The following is a 16,035-nucleotide window of genomic DNA, read 5'->3' as shown; positions in this document are numbered from 1 at the left end:
TATGCCCGCCTCATCATTGGGAAAAATTCAGCATTTCGTCGTGCTAATGCTGGAAAACCGCTCGTTCGACCACTTGCTGGGGAGCCTGCAGTCGGCCGATCCCCGCGTGGTGGGCAAACCTGCCGCGGCCACCGCCTGGTCGAAATCCGCCAGATCGCAGTTCAATACCGCCAGCGGTGTACGCACTCCAGCGAAACGCTACACGATGTCGTTCGATCCGGGACATGAATTCGACGACATTCAAATTCAGCTCTACGGCCTGCATTCGGAGACAACCCGCGGGCCTACCCGGGAGACGGGCCGGGAGACGGGCCGGGAGACGGGCCGCTTACCTAATCGGCCGGTCACACCGGCCCCGATGTCGGGTTTCGTCAGCAGCGCGCGGGCAGCGGCGCCTACGCTGGAAGAAGCCGACCGCGTGATGGAGTATTACAGGCCGGCCCAGATACCTGTGCTGGCGACCTTGGCCCGAGAATTCGCCATCTGCAACTTCTGGCATGCGTCACTGCCGGGCCCGACCTGGCCGAACCGTTTTTTCGTGCATGCCGCCACTTCCGGCGGCCTGACCGCAAGCCCGAGCGAAGCGCAAATTCTCGGCGGCTATTCGTTTCAGAACCATACGATATTCGAACGGCTGGGCGTCGAGCGATGGCGCGTGTATCACGACGGCTTGCCCCAGTGCGCGGGAATCGACAGTCTGCGCAAGGAGTACGTCGATCCGTTGACGAAAAATTTTCGTCATATGTCGGAATTCGCCTCCGACGTCACAGCGCAGGATCTACCCGCCTACACCTTCATCGAGCCGGCTTACGACACCGGTCACGATTGCATAAACGGCAACTCGATGCACCCGCTCAACGATATCCGCGAGGGTGAAAAGCTGATCAAGCTGGTCTATGACACGCTGCGCAACTCAGCGCTATGGCCCGAGACGATGCTGGTCGTCACCTGCGACGAACATGGCGGTTTCTACGATCATGTGCCGCCTCCCGCAGCCGTTGCACCGGGCGACGAAGCGCGCTATGCCACACCCGGCGTCGACTTCGGTTTCGACTTACTCGGCGTACGGGTTCCCGCGGTGATTGTGAGCGCTTACACGCAAAGAGGAACGGTGATCGGTACCACGCCCGACGATCCCAGCACCCGCTTCGATCACACGTCGATCCTTGCCACGCTCGAGGCGCGTTTTGGTTTACCTCCCTTGACCGAACGGGACCGGACGGCCAATACGCTGGCGGCCGCGATCAATCAGAATGCGCCTCGCCTGTCTGAGGAGGAAGCGCCGAGCACGCTCCCCGCGACCGCGGACTATGGTTTTTTCACGCGCTTCATGCGCTTGTTCGAAAGCCCACCCGTCGCCCCCAGCTTCGCCGCACCGCTATCGTCCAGTCAGCACGCATTCCTCGCCCTGGCAATGGCTTGCGATATCGAAGGCAGTACCGACCCGACCTTCCCCGAGACGGTCCATCTGCGGCGTCGGACGATCTATACCGTCGCGGAGGCAGCGGCTTATATCAGCGAAGTTGAAAAGCGCATACGCGAGCGCCGACGCCGGCCATCTGCTTGATCATCTGCCTGAGGCCCCGCGCAGCTACCCCTTATCCACCCGCTTGGCTAGCCTCCCAATGACTCGTTTTGACGCTCCCGCACAGATCAGTCTTGGGCAGGATTTTTTCTACTCCGCAATAAGATAGAATGCTCCGGACAAGTTGGATACCCTGTAACGATCCGCCCGGAACCGGGGACCCTGTGCTGCGAGACAGAAATCCCCGGCAAGAGGGCCGCCCGTGGAGCAGATAATTAGAAACGCCCAACCTCTCGACTCGCAGCCGCCCTATTCCGCGGAACATTCCCAAGCAGGGATGACGAAGAATTCGCCGGGTCAAAGCACAAGAAAGCCACTGCTATCACTCGTCGTTCCCTTTTACAATGAGAGCTTGGCGGTTGCCAATTTCTTCCTGGGAATCGCCCCGGTACTCGCGGCCCTCGACCGTTTCGATTTCGAAATCGTTTGCATCAACGATGGCAGCGCCGACGACACCTTGGAACAACTGATCGCCATGGTGGGGCAGGACCCACGCACGCGAGTCATCGATCTGTCGAGAAATTTCGGCAAGGAAGCCGCCTTGACGGCAGGACTGAACGAAGCGTTGGGCGACGCCGTCATTCCGATCGACGCCGATCTTCAAGATCCGCCCGAATTGATCCCGCGCCTGATCGAACAATGGCTTAACGGCTATGAAGTCGTACTGGCCAAGCGCACCAACCGGAGCACCGACTCCTACCTTAAGCGCAAAACCGCCCATTTGTTCTATCGCGTGCACAATGCCGTGGCGGACATTCCTCTGCCTGAGAACGTCGGTGACTTTCGCCTGATCGATCGTCAAGTACTCGAAGCCCTCAAGCAATTGCCGGAAAATCGGCGCTTCATGAAAGGCCTGTTTGCCTGGTTAGGTTACAAGACTGCCACGGTCGAATACGTCCGGGCGCCTCGCAGTGCGGGAACCACAAAATTTTCCGGGTGGAAATTGTGGAATTTCGCCATTGAAGGGATAACGAGTTTCAGCACGGTGCCACTGCGCTGCTGGACCTATTGCGGCCTCGTCATTTCATCGCTCGCCTTCCTCTACGGCCTGGTCACCATTATCAAAACGCTGATACGCGGCATCGACATGCCGGGCTATGCGTCGTTACTCACGGTCATCCTGTTTCTCGGCGGGATCCAATTGATCGGCATCGGCGTTCTGGGCGAATACATCGGTCGAGTCTATCTGGAGTCCAAAGGACGTCCGATCTATCTGATTCGCCGTCAGTATGGCAACGCAAGGCAGTAATGGCCGCACACCGATGACAAGCGTCAAACGCTTCTTGATCTATGCGGCGGTCGGAGCCACCGGCACCGCTTGCCAATATGCAGTATTGGTTCTGCTGGTTCAAGGCGGCCTCGCGCGACCCGTGTTGGCTTCATCGCTAGGCGCGTGCGTGGGTGCCATCGTCAACTATGCGTTGAATTACCGGATCACGTTCAAAAGCCGGGCCGGAATTTTGCAAACGGCGGCCCGCTTTGGGTCAATCGCTATCGCCGGCATCGCACTTAATGCGATCCTGATGCACGTGATGACCGTCACGTTCGCGTTCAACTATTTGTTAGCGCAGGTATTCTCTACCGCGCTGGTCCTGGTGCTGACCTATTCTGCCAATCTGCTCTGGACCTTTGGGTCGAAGCGGGCAAGCACTGAACGATGATGCGTGACACGGCGCACGCTCACGAACAGCAGCGCAGCAAAAACCAGCGGGCCCAATCCGATGCGCCAGGCATAAGCTGTTTCGTTTCCGAATAGCGGGTACAAGAACGCGACCATCAATATGGGGCGCTCCCAGCGCAACCAGCCGTCTCGCAGGCCTTTCGCGGTAAGCAATGCGACCGGTATGCCTAGCCATACCGCATCGTAGTTGTAAATGTACGGGCTGATCATGAAAGTGCCCGCAACCAGCGCTGTCGCTTTCACCTCCAGCTCATCCGAATTGCGCCACACCCAAGCCGTCACGCAGGCCGCAACGATCGCCCCGCAACCCTGAGCCACGTAAGCCGGTGCGATCGCGATACGGAGGTCGCGTAGTGCCGCGAACAGGCTCGCCATCTGTTGCCAGGGTATCGCACCATTTTCCAGATCGCTGCCGGCGCCACTGATCCCATGTAGAAATGCGGGGATCACCGCCACGCCGAATACCGCGATCGACAGCCCGGTGAACAATACTGTGGTGACGGCCGCGGCAATGAAGGTGGTCCACATTTCGGCGCACGCGAGCGCGAGCGGAAACAGGATGGCCAAATGCGGCTTGATAGACAGCATGCCAATACAAACACCGGCCAGCACCGGCCGTTTTTTTTGCATGAAGAAGAACGCCGCGAGTGCAAAAATGGCGGTCACGCTACCGTTTTGCCCTTGTGTTGCATTGAGCCACAGACCGGGGAACGCGAGTATCCACACCATGGCGTCGGCCATCGGCAATGCCCTGCGCAACATCCGAATAAAAATCGTCGTGGTGACAAGACCGAAAATCAGATAAGAAATGGGACACGGAAGCAAGCCGAGCGGCTCAACCAGCAACAAAAAATTGGGAGGGTAGCGCCACGGGCCGAGCGGCATAGTGTGCGGCCCGATCTGCTGCGCGGTGTGTGCGATCGCCTCCGGCGAATAGGCCAGCAGCGGCGTGCCTTGGAGCGTCAGGCGCGATGCCGCCCAAAAGGTCTGGAAGTCAAAGCCGCATGGCTGGCTATAGATGTGCCAAGCCACCCAGCAGCTTACCGCCAGCATAGCCATCTGCAATACAAAAAACAGGGTCCCCAGGTAAGCTCGCAACCGGCTCGCATTCAACCAGGGCTGGACGGGCCCAGGAGCGGATTCAATACAGGGATTTTCGTCGGTCATTTGTAGGATATCGTTGCTTTGCGCGAACAGCAGAAAGCCCTCGCGATGGAGGGCTTTCCTTTTCACTACACGTTCAAACCTTCACAGAGCTACGGTTCGAATTTTCCAAACCATGTCGCTCTTTTTCCCAACCTGATTTTTCCAGCCTTATTTCCCAGCGCATTTCCCAGCTTACGCTGCGAAGTTCTTTGCTGCGAATTCCCAGTTAGCGATGTTCCAGAACGCTTCAGCATACTTCGGACGCGCATTGCGGTAGTCGATGTAATAGGCGTGTTCCCATACGTCGATCGTCAGCAGGGCCTTGGCATCCGTCGTCAAGGGCGTAGCCGCATTGCTGGTCGAAACGATATCGAGCGAACCGTCGGCCTTTTTGACCAGCCATGCCCAACCCGAACCGAAGGTGCCCACGGCAGCCTTGGTGAACGCTTCCTTGAAGGCCGCGAACGAACCCCACTGCTTCTTGATCGCATCGCCCAACGCGCCGCTCGGCTCGCCGCCACCTTTGGGCGAGAGGCTATGCCAATAGAACGTGTGGTTCCAAATCTGTGCCGCATTGTTGAACACGCCACCCGACGATTTCTTGATGGTGTCCTCGAGCGACATGTTTTCGAATTCGGTGCCCGGAATAAGGTTATTCAAATTCGTCACATAGGCTTGATGATGCTTGCCGTAGTGGAACTCCAGGGTTTCCGCTGAAATGTGCGGCTGTAGCGCGTCTTTTGCGTACGGCAGAGCCGGAAGAGTATGTGCCATGAGAATGTTCCTTAGTTAACAAGAGAACCGATCGAGTCGATCGGGAGAGTCAGAGCGAGCCTGCAAAGCAAATTCTTTAGAGCGCTTGATTGTAGGCGAGTTGGAAAAACCTCGCAAACCCGTATTATCGGGTAAATCTAGCGGCCAGCCCTGTGCCTGCAACTACAAACCGCCGTCCAGTCTTGGTTGTACATCCGCGATCCCCAGATCGGCCACGCCCTGTGCAAGATACACCGTCACGCTGCGCCCTGGTTTGAGCGCGTCGGGTGAACGCACCGCTCGCCCTTGTGCATCGAGCAAAGCGGCGTAACCACGCTCGAGCGTGCGGCGCGGACTGAGCAACGTGGTTTTGGCTGCCAGCTCACTGAGCTGGGCATGGCGCTGTTCAAGCCGCCGCGCAAAAACCGTGCGCAAGCGCAGCGACATTTGTGCCAAATCGCGTTGTGCCCGCAGCGCGTCGGGGCGAGCACGCCGCCAGCGCAACTGCACCAGCGAGAAACGAGCGTGGCCCTCGCGCAGTGACCGCTGGACAGCACCGGCCAAGCGCGTGCGAAGTTGGACTAGCTGTTCGCGCTGACGTTCCAGTTTTTGGGCCGGACTGACCAAACGGCGCGCCAGCCAGTCGAGCTGTTGAGCACGCAGCTCCAGGCTGCGTCGCAGCGCGCGAGCCAGCGCGTCATGGCGCTGCTCCAGCTCGCGCAGCAGTAGCGCACGCTGCGGGCTGACCAATTCGGCAGCCGCAGTTGGCGTCGGAGCGCGCACATCGGCGGCGAAGTCGGCAATGGTGAAATCGGTTTCATGGCCCACGCCACTGACCACCGGCACTCGGCTTTCAGCGATGGCGCGCGCCAACACCTCTTCGTTAAAGGCCCACAAATCCTCGATCGACCCGCCGCCTCGGCACACGATCAACACGTCGATTTCATTGCGCTGGTTGGCCGCCACCACCATCGCCGCGAGCTTGGCCGATACACCAGCTCCCTGTACGGGCGCCGGGTAAATGACGACAGGCACGTGCGGCGCGCGGCGCGCGAGCGTGGTCAACACGTCGCGCAAGGCCGCTGCCTGCAGGGACGTCACGATGCCAATGGCGCGTGGATGGGTGGGCAAGGCGCGCTTACGCGCGGGGTCGAACAAGCCTTCCGCTTCAAGTTGCGCCTTCAGGCGCAAAAACGCTTCGTAGAGCCGCCCCTGCCCGGTGCGCCTTACCGCTTCGACGCTCAGTTGCAGTTCGCCGCGCGGTTCGTACATCGTGACGAGCGCGCGAACCTCGATCCGATCGCCTTCACGGGGCGTGAATTCGGCATGCTGCGCACGCCCGCGAAACATCACGCAGCGGATCTGGGCACCCGCGTCCTTGATCGAGAAATACCAGTGCCCACTGGCCGCCCGCGTGAAGTTGGACACTTCGCCGGAAATCCAGCTCAGCGGAAAATTCCGCTCCAGCGTATTGGCAATCGCACGATTCAGGGCCGAGACGGGGATCACCGCGTCGCTGCGGGCGTTCGGCTCATCGCGAAAATCGGAGGGTTCGGAAAAACCGGATTCAAATGTCATTCAACTTTACTCGCCGCAAGTGGATCAACATGTCCACATTTTCTATTTTACCGAAGCGTTGCCGAAACCACCGCTGACATCGTTCCGTCACACTCTAAATCATTGATTTATATGAATTAATATCGATCAATATACTTATTCAACCGGGGAACCTTTGCCCATGACCTAATAATTTTTTTTCGCAAAAAAGAAGTACACAGAGTTATCCACAGGACGCATTGCATTGTGGCGCGATGCCTCGCTTACACCCGGCTGATGTGCCTGTCCACATGCCGGTCCAAGGCCCTGCTCTTGAGCTGCTTATGTGTCGCTTATGCGCGCCCGCTGATTGAATTGCGAGGTACCGCATCCATCGCCGCTTGCGGGGGCCACCTGGGCGCGCTAGAGTTCCGGGCCGGAACGCGCCTGTCATGCTCCGGCAATGTTACGGCAATGTTACGGCTTGCCGATTGCAGTGAGGGACAATGGCGCAGTTATCACCCCGGCACTGATGGAGCAGAAGCATAACTGTTTGTTCACGATCCTGGCGCCTGTCTAGGCAGACACCGTGCGGATATCGAATTCTGTGAGTGTATGAGTGCGCCCCCGATGACAGCAACGAAATCGCGTCTGGCCGCGGCCCGCGAAAAACTGGAAGGCCATGTGACCCGGTCCTGGCAGCGACGCGGCGTGCTGGCTTGGCTATTGTGGCCGCTCTCGTTGCTATTCGGCGCAGTAAGTGCGTTGCGGCGACTGGCTTTCCGGCGCGGTTGGCTGCGCATCGAAACCGTCGGCGTGCCGGTGGTGGTGGTCGGCAACGTCACGGTGGGCGGTACTGGCAAAACGCCGACCGTCATCGCGCTGGTCGAAGCGTTGCGCGCGGCCGGGTATTTTCCGGGCGTCATCTCGCGCGGCTACGGCGCGCAAATCGACACGCCCCGCTGCGTCGACGCGCACTCAAGCGCCGCGCAGGCCGGCGACGAACCGCTACTGATCGCGCAACGCACCGGCGCGCCGGTCTGGGTCTGCCGCGACCGGCCTGCCGCCGCGCGCGCCTTATGCGCCGCTCATCCGACGGTCGATGTGATACTCAGCGACGACGGCCTGCAACACTACCGCCTCGCGCGCCAAGTCGAGCTGGTGGTATTCGATCACCGGCTTGGCGGCAACGGTTTCTTACTACCCGCCGGGCCCTTGCGCGAACCGCTATCCCGCCATCGTGACGCCACACTGATCAACAATCCCTACGCGCACGGCCTGCCTCCCTGGCCCAACACCTATGCGCTCAGCCTCACACCCGGCGCCGCATGGCGCTTGATCGACCCGACGCAACAGCGACCCCTGGCGCAATTCGCCTCGCAACGCGTGCTTGCGGCCGCGGGCATCGGCTCGCCGGAGCGCTTTTTCGCGCTGGTGCGCGCCGCAGGCCTGGCCCCCACGACCTTGCCGCTGCCTGACCATTACGCCTACACCGATAACCCTTTCGCACTAGCGAACGCCGATGCGATCCTGATCACCGAAAAGGATGCGGTAAAATGCGCGGGTTGGGACGATGCGCGCATCTGGGTCGTACCGGTCCAAGCCGTGCTAGCCCCCCGCTTAATAGCGCTTGTTGTGGAGAAAATTCGTGGACACTCGCCTGCTTGAAATTCTTGTCTGCCCGCTGTGCAAAGGTCCGCTGGAACACGATCGCGCCGCGCAGGAACTGATTTGTCACGCCGACAAACTCGCCTATCCGATTCGCGACGGCATCCCGGTCATGCTGGCCAACGAAGCGCGCCAGACAGTCGAAGGCACGCTGGTCAATCCTGAAGGCCGCTGATCCAGCGCGATTCTTCCTCTCCTGTTTGCCCCTGACATTTGACCGGATGCTTGAACGTGCCCGATAAACCGGTATCTTTTATTGCCGTGGTACCTGCGCGCCTCGCCTCGACGCGCCTGCCCGGCAAACCCCTCGCCGACCTGGGCGGCAAACCGATGGTCGTACGCGTAGCTGAGCGAGCACGCGCCGCGGGCGCCCGTCAGGTGTTGATCGCAACCGATGCCCCGGAAGTCATGCTCGCGGCGCAGCAACACGGGATCGAAGCGGTGCTCACGCGCGGCGATCATCCGTCCGGCACCGACCGGCTTGCCGAAGTGGCTGCGCTGCGAGGTTGGAGCGACGACCAAATCGTCGTCAATGTGCAAGGCGACGAGCCGCTGATCGATGCCGACCTGATCCGCCAAGTGGCGGCCCACCTCGACGCGATGCCCGATTGTGCGATTGCGACCGCGGCGCATCCGATCACCGATGCCGCCGAGGTGTTCAATCCGAACGTCGTGAAGACGGTGCTGGATGCACGCGGCGTGGCCATGTATTTTTCGCGCGCACCGATTCCGTGGGCACGCGACGCCTATGCCGTGTGGCCCGATATCGCTGCGCTGAGCGCGGCGCCGGTCGCCGGCGCGGTTTACCGGCATATCGGTTTGTATGCGTACCGCGCCGCTTTTTTACGTACTTACCCGAGCTTGGCGCAAGCCCCGATCGAACAGGCCGAAGCGCTGGAACAGTTGCGCGCGATGTGGCATGGCGCGCGCATTGCCGTGCTGCTGACGGCTACCGCCCCGGCGCCAGGTGTCGATACGCCCGCCGACCTTGAGCGCGTACGGGCGATTTACGCGCTGCGAGGCGCGGCAGGCGTGGCATAATCAGGCCTTACCAAAGCATTACCATGAGAGTGTCGGGCAATTGCTTGCCCGATCTCGCCAGATTTTTCCTGCTCGGTCGCGTAATGGGTCACTTCGTTCTTCGTACCGGGTAGCGGGTCCGTCACAGATCAATCCAGTCAACTGAACGCGCTTTCAGCAGCCTTCAGAGACCCTTTGGGCCGGCGTGTGATCGTCGGTGGTTGCAGTGCGGGCCTTGAGCAGAGTCAGTTAGAAATAAGCGAATTTTAAAAAATCACTATCGGGAGATGGCACCATGCGTTTGATCCTTTTGGGCGCCCCGGGCGCAGGTAAAGGTACCCAGGCGAACTTCATCAAAGAGAAATTCGGCATTCCCCAGATTTCGACGGGCGACATGCTGCGCGCCGCGGTCAAGGCCGGCTCGCCGCTTGGCGTGGAAGCAAAAAAATTCATGGACGCGGGCGACCTCGTGCCCGATACGCTGATCATCAACCTGGTCAAGGAACGCCTGCAAGAGTGCGATTGCGACAACGGCTATCTGTTCGACGGATTCCCGCGCACGATTCCGCAAGCCGAAGCGATGAAGCTAGCCGGCGTGGCAATCGACTATGTACTCGAGATCGACGTCCCGTTCAGCGAGATCATCGTGCGCATGAGTGGGCGTCGCGTGCATCCGGGGTCGGGCCGTACCTATCACACGGTCTTCAACCCGCCCAAAGTCGAAGGCATCGACGACGTGAGCGGCGAGCCGTTGATCCAGCGCGACGACGACAAGGAAGAAACCGTCAAGAAGCGGCTGGAAGTGTACGACGCGCAAACCCGCCCGCTGGTCGACTATTATTCGAACTGGGCTAGCCATGGCAGCGGCGGTGCACTCAAGGCGCCTCAATATCGGAAAATTTCCGGGCTGGGCAGCGTCGAAGACATCCGCACCCGCGTGTTCGACGCACTGAAATAAACAGCGCGGCGAGATGCCCGATCAAAGCGGCCTACGAGCCGCTTTTTTTGCTTTTTGACCCGCTTTTTGCCCCGCTGCCAGCGGTCATACAATGAGCGCACGCAGATCATCGCGCCGGCAATGATTTTCTTCAGGAGATGAAATGGACATTCGCGATAACGTATTTCTGATTACCGGCGGCGCATCGGGGCTCGGTGCCGGCACCGCGCGCGCCTTGGCCAAACAAGGCGGCAAGGTGGTTCTGGCCGACCTCAACGTGGCAGCCGGCGAAGCGCTTGCCGCGGAGCTTCGCGGTGTGTTCGTACGGTGCGATGTCTGCAGCGAAGCCGATGGCCAGGCGGCCGTGGCCGCCGCCCAGGCGCTGGGCACCTTGCGCGGGTTGATCAACTGCGCGGGTGTCGCGCCGGCCAGCAAGACGGTGGGCAAGGATGGACCGCATTCGCTGGAGCTGTTCGCGAAGACCGTCAGCATCAACCTGATCGGTACCTTCAACATGACGCGCCTGGCTGCAGCGGCGATGTCGGCCACCCAGCCGATTGCCAATGGCGAGCGTGGCGTGATCATATTTACCGCATCGGTCGCAGCCTATGACGGGCAGATCGGTCAAGCGGCTTATGGTGCATCCAAAGCCGGGGTGGTTGGGCTGACGCTCCCGGTCGCGCGCGACCTCTCGCGCAACGCGATCCGTGTCATGACGATCGCGCCGGGCATTTTCGAAACGCCGATGCTGTTGGGTATGCCGCAGGAAGTGCAGGATGCGCTCGGGGCAATGGTGCCGTTCCCGCCGCGCCTCGGTCGTCCGGCCGAGTATGCGATGCTGGTGGAGCAGATTCTGGCCAATCCGATGCTCAACGGCGAGACGATACGCCTGGACGGCGCCATCCGGATGCAGCCGAAATAGCGCCTAACGTCCGCTATGCGATGCGCGCTGCCGCAAATCGGCGAGCTGAGTTTCGATCGCCGCGGCATCTTCCGCCTCGGGACACGTATCGAGATAGAGTTGGAGGTCGTCAAGCGCGGCGCGCACGAAATCGAGCTTGGCATAGGCAAGGCCACGATCGCGCCGCTCCTCGATTTGCTCGGGCAGCAAAATGACCATGCGCTGCTGCACCGCCAGCAAGCGCTGCCAGCGCTCCGTCTGCTGATAAATCGCCTTGAGATTGCGCAGCATGCGAGCGAGGATTTCGCGCGGCAACGAAGGCGCCAATAACGCACGTAGCGCGTTGGAAATGGAATCACCCGAACGCGACACCGACGTGGCCACGTAGGGTTCGAGCATTTCGACCATCTGGGCTTCGGACAGCGCTTCACCGGTCAGCGGGTCCAGCATCACCTCGCCGGCCGTGGTGGTGACCCGTAACAGAAAGTGCCCCGGAAACGCAATGCCATGCACGTTCAGGCCAATCTGCTGGCCCATTTCCATGTAGAGCACGGCTAGCGAGATCGGAATGCCACGCCGTTTGCGCACCACCACGTGCAAAAAGCTGTTATCGGGATCGTAATAATCGTTCAGATTGCCCGCCAAGCCGAGTTCGCGATAGAAGAAGCGATTCAGCATCTGCAGCTTCTGGACGATGTCGGCCTCATCGGGCAGGCGCCGTTTCAGCCGTAATACCAGCGCATCGATTTCCGCAAGCGTGCCTTGAATGTCGAGATCGGGATAGGCATCCTGCGCCAGCGCCAGTGCCGCTTCGGTCAGCGGCAAGCCTTCGTCAGCGGCCACCAGTGTGGTGAAATACTCGAGCATTCGGGTCATCGTCACTGCACACGTCTCCGGAAGTCGCGGTACTTGAAGCCCATCATCCACAGCATACCGAAATACAGCACGGCCAGCACACCGAGCGTCCCACCCAGCAGCGCCATACGCAACAGCACGTGATCACCAAGCCCGATCCAATCGAAACGATCGCGAAACCACATCATGACCGCCGCCAGCACGAGGCAGGCACCCAGTAACTGCACAAAGAACATCGACCAGCCCGGTGAGGGCGTGTAGATGCCGCGACGGCGTAGCCCCAGGAACAGCAACAGCGCATTCAAGCACGCTCCGGCGCCGATGCTCAGTGCCAAACCGGCATGCGCAAACATCGGTACAAACAGCATATTGCATAACTGCGTCACGCACAAAACAGTGACAGCTATTTTGACCGGCGTTTTAATGTCTTGTTTCGCATAAAAACCCGGTGCAAGAATCTTGATCAAGATCAAACCCAGCAGCCCTACCCCGTAGGCGGTCAGCGCGTGCGACACCATCAACACGTCCTTCGCCCCGAAGCGCCCGTAATTGAACAGCGTGGCGGTCAGCGGGCCGGCATAGACGAACAAGGCCACGGCGCTTGGGGCGGCAAGCAGAAAGGTCAGGCGCAGCCCCCAGTCGAGCAGGGACGAATACTCGAGCGGATCGCCGTCGGCATGCGCTTTTGACAAACTGGGCAGCAAGATGGTGCCCAGCGCCACGCCCAGCAATGCGGTGGGAAACTCCATCAAACGGTCGGCGTAGGCCAGCCACGAGACGCTGCCTGGCACGAGCCGCGATGCGATATTGGTGTTGATAATCAAGCTGAGCTGCGCGACCGACACCGCGAACGTCGCCGGCACCATCTTGGCCAGCACCCGCTTGACGCCGGGGTGCGCAAGCGCGGCGCGTGGGTTGATGCCGATCAGCGGCACCATGTCGATGCGTTTGAGCGCAGGGATCTGAATGGCCAGTTGCAACACGCCGCCGACGATCACGGCGATGGCCAATGCATAGATCGGGTGGGCCAGATGCGGAGCCAGAAATAACGACGAACCGATAAAACTCACATTGAGCAGCACCGGTGCGAAGGCGGGCAGCGAGAAATTCTTATACGTATTGAGCACGCCCGAGGCCAGCGACGTGAGGGAAATCAGCGCGATGTACGGGAACATGATGCGCGTCATCTCAATGGCTGCGACCTGTGCGTCCGCGCGCAACCCGGTCGCCACCACGTACACCACCCAGGCGGCGCCCAGCATGCCCGCGGCCGACAGCAGCACAAGCACCCAGGCCAACACGGTGGCAGTGGCGTCCACCAGCAGCTTGGTCGCGTCATGTCCTTCGCGATTCTTGAATTCGGCAAGAATTGGGACGAACGCCTGCGAAAACGCCCCCTCGGCCGATAATCGGCGCAGCAGGTTGGGAATTCGGAACGCGACGTTGAAGGCGTCGGTATAGGCACTGGCGCCGAAGGCGCGGGCGATCAGCGTTTCGCGAGCCAGACCGGTAATACGCGAGAGCAGCGTGAAGCCGCTGACGGTTAAAAGGGCGCGGAGTAAATTCATGTTGACGGTATTATACGGACCAAGCGCGGACTAAAATGCGGATTCAAGCGCGAACTCGAACGCGAAACGAGAACACAAGCGCGGACTCCTGCGCAGAGTCGCGGGCGCACGAACTCATGCGTGGCATACGTGGGTTAGGCGCAACCAACTCGCGCCTTGCAGGCAGAAATTGCCAAACCCGCAAATAATGCGCTATACTCCGCGGTTCTCACGAGATGCACCTAAACGCAGTGGTGTATCGCATTCACTTTTCGGCACTCGACCGCGTTCCAGCGAGTTCGGGTGCAGGTTGGATCAGGAAACAGGATAAGGAAACGTCATGGCAAACTCCGCACAAGCTCGCAAGCGTGCCCGTCAGGCTGCCAAAGCCAACTCGCACAACTCGGCACTGCGCTCGAAGCTGCGCACCGCAATCAAGGCTGTTCGCAAGGCCATCGAAACCGGCGATCAAGCTGCAGCAAACGAGATCTTCAAGAAATCGTCGAAGACGCTCGATATCATCGCTGACAAGAACATCATTCACAAAAACCGGGCCGCTCGCCAGAAGAGCCGCCTGTCCGCTGCGATCAAGGGCCTGTCGGCTCCGGCTGCTGCGCAGTAAGCATCACGCAGTAAGCGCCAAATAAGCGCCTAGTAACACTCAGGGCCCAGTCCGGCAGCTAGCCTGCCCGGCTCACCCCAACCTGTTTCCTGCGATAGAACAAAAAGCCCGCACGCAGCGGGCTTTTTGCTTGGGTTTTTTTGCGGGTTTTTTTGCGGGTTGTTTGCGGGTTGTTTGCGGGTTGTTTGCGGTATCAGCGTATGCCGCACGAGCGGCAGAGGGCTCACTCAGCGCGGCGTGAATATCGACGCGGGTACGCCGTCGTGCAACAAGCATCCTTCCGTGACAACCTGGCCGTTGTCCTTGGCGAAATTCATCACGAAGTTGAATGCCATCGGTTCGACATCGCGCAGGCGCGCGTCGACCCACACGCATTTGATATCGCCGAGCAGGGTGGGACGGACGTAGAGAGAATACTGCAGGCGCGCGTTACGTCCAATCACGCCAGTGCTGGGACCAAACTGTGACATCACGCCGCAAAGACGCTCCGACCAATCACTGGGCCGAAAACGCTTCCCGTCTTTCGTGACACCTTGAATGAAATATCCGTTGGGGAATTCTTCGGCCATAGGCAAGTTGTTCTGCATTTTTTCACTCTGGAACTGCGAGGCGAATTATAGCCTACCCACCCTCTGAACGCAGCTTGCATGGCGGGCTGGAAAACAGCGTCATATCCCGGTCATAACGCTGTGGAGTCGCCGGGGCGGCTCGTCAAATGCAACGAAATCCTTTATCCTTCCAAGACTTACCTAAGGGAGCGGCCGCAGCAGGGCACCCATACTCCCGCTGCTTGCCATATTAGTTTCATGACCGATAAAAAGATTCGCCATTATTTACAATTCAACGATCTGACCCGTGACGAATACGATTACATATTCGAACGCGCGCGGATCCTGAAGCACAAATTCAAGAGTTACGAGACCTATCACCCGTTGCACGACCGCACACTGGCGATGATCTTCGAAAAAAATTCGACACGCACGCGTTTGTCGTTCGAAGCCGGTATTTATCAGCTCGGCGGCCACGCCGTATTCATGAATACGCGCGATACGCAGTTGGGTCGTGGCGAGCCGATCGAAGACGCGGCGCAGGTGATTTCGCGCATGACCGACATCATCATGATCCGCACGTTCGGCCAGGACATTCTGCAGCGCTTTGCCGATTCGTCGCGCGTGCCGGTGATCAACGGGTTGACCAACGAATATCACCCGTGTCAGGTCTTGGCCGACATCTTCACCTATTACGAGTGCCGTGAGCCGATTCAGGGCAAGACGGTGGCGTGGATCGGCGACGCCAACAATATGGCGTACACCTGGATCGAGGCCGCGCATATTCTCGGCTTCAAGCTGAATATTTCGACGCCGCCCGGTTACCGGGTCGATATGGCGCTCGTGCCAGCCGAATCGCATGACGCCTTCGAGGAGTTTGAAGATCCGCACGCGGCGTGTGCCGGCGCCGATCTGGTCACCACCGATGTGTGGACCAGCATGGGCTTCGAAGCGGAAAACGAAGCGCGCATGCGCTCGTTCAAGGATTGGTGCGTGGATGCCAACATGATGGCGCGCGCCCGTTCGGATGCGCTGTTCATGCACTGCCTGCCGGCGCACCGCGGCGAAGAAGTAACCGCCGAAGTGATCGATGGGCCGCAAAGCGTGGTCTGGCAGGAAGCGGAAAACCGTTTGCATGTGCAAAAGGCGCTGCTGGAATTCCTGTTGCTCGGGAAGTTGGATAACTGAGCTAGACCCAAGACCCGCGCGATGCACCGGCGGCATCGCGCAGCATGA

Annotated in this window: 16 protein-coding genes; 10 read left to right on the top strand and 6 right to left on the bottom strand. The window is 59.8% G+C overall.

The features are described 5' to 3' along the window. The first annotated feature begins 1 nt into the window (after position 1). The 3 genes from GSQ77_RS19260 (at position 2) to GSQ77_RS19250 (ending at position 3,246) form a co-directional block, all read left to right on the top strand. A complete protein-coding gene (locus GSQ77_RS19260; RefSeq protein ID WP_158904388.1) occupies positions 2-1,567 on the top strand; it encodes an alkaline phosphatase family protein in 1,566 nt (521 codons plus the stop codon). A gap of 295 nt (positions 1,568-1,862) precedes the next feature. Further along, positions 1,863-2,834: a glycosyltransferase family 2 protein gene (locus tag GSQ77_RS19255; protein WP_158904387.1), complete on the top strand. Its 972-nt coding sequence runs from the start codon at positions 1,863-1,865 to the stop codon at positions 2,832-2,834. Between the two features lie 13 nt (positions 2,835-2,847). Beyond that, on the top strand, positions 2,848-3,246 hold the full coding sequence (locus tag GSQ77_RS19250; protein ID WP_158904386.1) for a GtrA family protein: 399 nt from the start codon (positions 2,848-2,850) through the stop codon (positions 3,244-3,246). On the opposite strand, the gene GSQ77_RS19245 is transcribed toward GSQ77_RS19250, so the two are convergent. The 3 genes from GSQ77_RS19245 to xseA all read right to left on the bottom strand — a co-directional run bounded on the left by GSQ77_RS19245 (position 3,189) and on the right by xseA (position 6,743). Beyond that, positions 3,189-4,499 carry a glycosyltransferase family 87 protein gene (locus GSQ77_RS19245; protein WP_158904385.1) on the bottom strand — a complete coding sequence of 437 codons (1,311 nt, stop codon included), beginning with the start codon at positions 4,497-4,499 and terminating at the stop codon, positions 3,189-3,191. The two genes, GSQ77_RS19250 and GSQ77_RS19245, sit on opposite strands and share 58 nt — an antisense overlap. A gap of 105 nt (positions 4,500-4,604) precedes the next feature. Then, positions 4,605-5,186: a superoxide dismutase [Fe] gene (gene sodB, locus GSQ77_RS19240; RefSeq protein WP_158904384.1), complete on the bottom strand. Its 582-nt coding sequence runs from the start codon at positions 5,184-5,186 to the stop codon at positions 4,605-4,607. A 162-nt stretch (positions 5,187-5,348) separates the two neighbouring features. Continuing rightward, entirely contained in the window at positions 5,349-6,743 is a 1,395-nt protein-coding gene (gene xseA / locus GSQ77_RS19235; protein ID WP_158904383.1) for an exodeoxyribonuclease VII large subunit, read from the bottom strand. A 588-nt stretch (positions 6,744-7,331) separates the two neighbouring features. Here xseA and lpxK point away from each other — a divergent pair. The 5 genes from lpxK to GSQ77_RS19210 all read left to right on the top strand — a co-directional run bounded on the left by lpxK (position 7,332) and on the right by GSQ77_RS19210 (position 11,248). Beyond that, a complete protein-coding gene (gene lpxK / locus GSQ77_RS19230) occupies positions 7,332-8,369 on the top strand; it encodes a tetraacyldisaccharide 4'-kinase (RefSeq protein WP_158904382.1) in 1,038 nt (345 codons plus the stop codon). Next, positions 8,350-8,544: a Trm112 family protein gene (locus GSQ77_RS19225; protein WP_158904381.1), complete on the top strand. Its 195-nt coding sequence runs from the start codon at positions 8,350-8,352 to the stop codon at positions 8,542-8,544. The genes lpxK and GSQ77_RS19225 overlap by 20 nt, the downstream gene beginning before the upstream one ends. A 56-nt stretch (positions 8,545-8,600) precedes the next feature. Further along, positions 8,601-9,410 (top strand): 3-deoxy-manno-octulosonate cytidylyltransferase, encoded by an 810-nt coding sequence (gene kdsB, locus GSQ77_RS19220; protein WP_158904380.1) that lies wholly within the window; start codon positions 8,601-8,603, stop codon positions 9,408-9,410. Between the two features lie 274 nt (positions 9,411-9,684). Next, a complete protein-coding gene (gene adk, locus GSQ77_RS19215) occupies positions 9,685-10,347 on the top strand; it encodes an adenylate kinase (protein ID WP_158904379.1) in 663 nt (220 codons plus the stop codon). Positions 10,348-10,489: 142 nt separating this feature from the next. Then, a complete protein-coding gene (locus GSQ77_RS19210) occupies positions 10,490-11,248 on the top strand; it encodes an SDR family NAD(P)-dependent oxidoreductase (RefSeq protein WP_158904378.1) in 759 nt (252 codons plus the stop codon). A 3-nt stretch (positions 11,249-11,251) separates the two neighbouring features. On the opposite strand, the gene GSQ77_RS19205 is transcribed toward GSQ77_RS19210, so the two are convergent. Together GSQ77_RS19205 and murJ are read right to left on the bottom strand one after the other, a co-directional pair. Further along, the gene (locus tag GSQ77_RS19205; protein WP_158906351.1) at positions 11,252-12,103 is read right to left on the bottom strand and encodes a SirB1 family protein; all 852 of its coding nucleotides are present in this window, start codon (positions 12,101-12,103) and stop codon (positions 11,252-11,254) included. A 2-nt stretch (positions 12,104-12,105) separates the two neighbouring features. Next, positions 12,106-13,650: a murein biosynthesis integral membrane protein MurJ gene (gene murJ, locus GSQ77_RS19200; RefSeq protein WP_158904377.1), complete on the bottom strand. Its 1,545-nt coding sequence runs from the start codon at positions 13,648-13,650 to the stop codon at positions 12,106-12,108. A 319-nt stretch (positions 13,651-13,969) separates the two neighbouring features. Here murJ and rpsT point away from each other — a divergent pair, with 319 nt between their 5' ends. Beyond that, on the top strand, positions 13,970-14,251 hold the full coding sequence (rpsT, locus tag GSQ77_RS19195) for a 30S ribosomal protein S20 (protein ID WP_158904376.1): 282 nt from the start codon (positions 13,970-13,972) through the stop codon (positions 14,249-14,251). 227 nt (positions 14,252-14,478) lie between these two features. On the opposite strand, the gene GSQ77_RS19190 is transcribed toward rpsT, so the two are convergent. After that, on the bottom strand, positions 14,479-14,820 hold the full coding sequence (locus GSQ77_RS19190; protein WP_158906349.1) for a DUF3579 domain-containing protein: 342 nt from the start codon (positions 14,818-14,820) through the stop codon (positions 14,479-14,481). A 237-nt stretch (positions 14,821-15,057) separates the two neighbouring features. Between GSQ77_RS19190 and argF the strand changes: the two genes are divergently transcribed. Next, positions 15,058-15,987 (top strand): ornithine carbamoyltransferase, encoded by a 930-nt coding sequence (argF, locus tag GSQ77_RS19185; protein ID WP_158904375.1) that lies wholly within the window; start codon positions 15,058-15,060, stop codon positions 15,985-15,987. The last annotated feature ends 48 nt before the right edge of the window (positions 15,988-16,035 follow it).

Source organism: Burkholderia sp. L27(2015) (genome assembly GCF_009765705.1).
Classification (GTDB): domain Bacteria; phylum Pseudomonadota; class Gammaproteobacteria; order Burkholderiales; family Burkholderiaceae; genus LMUX01.
This window is presented reverse-complemented; position numbering and strand designations above follow the sequence as displayed.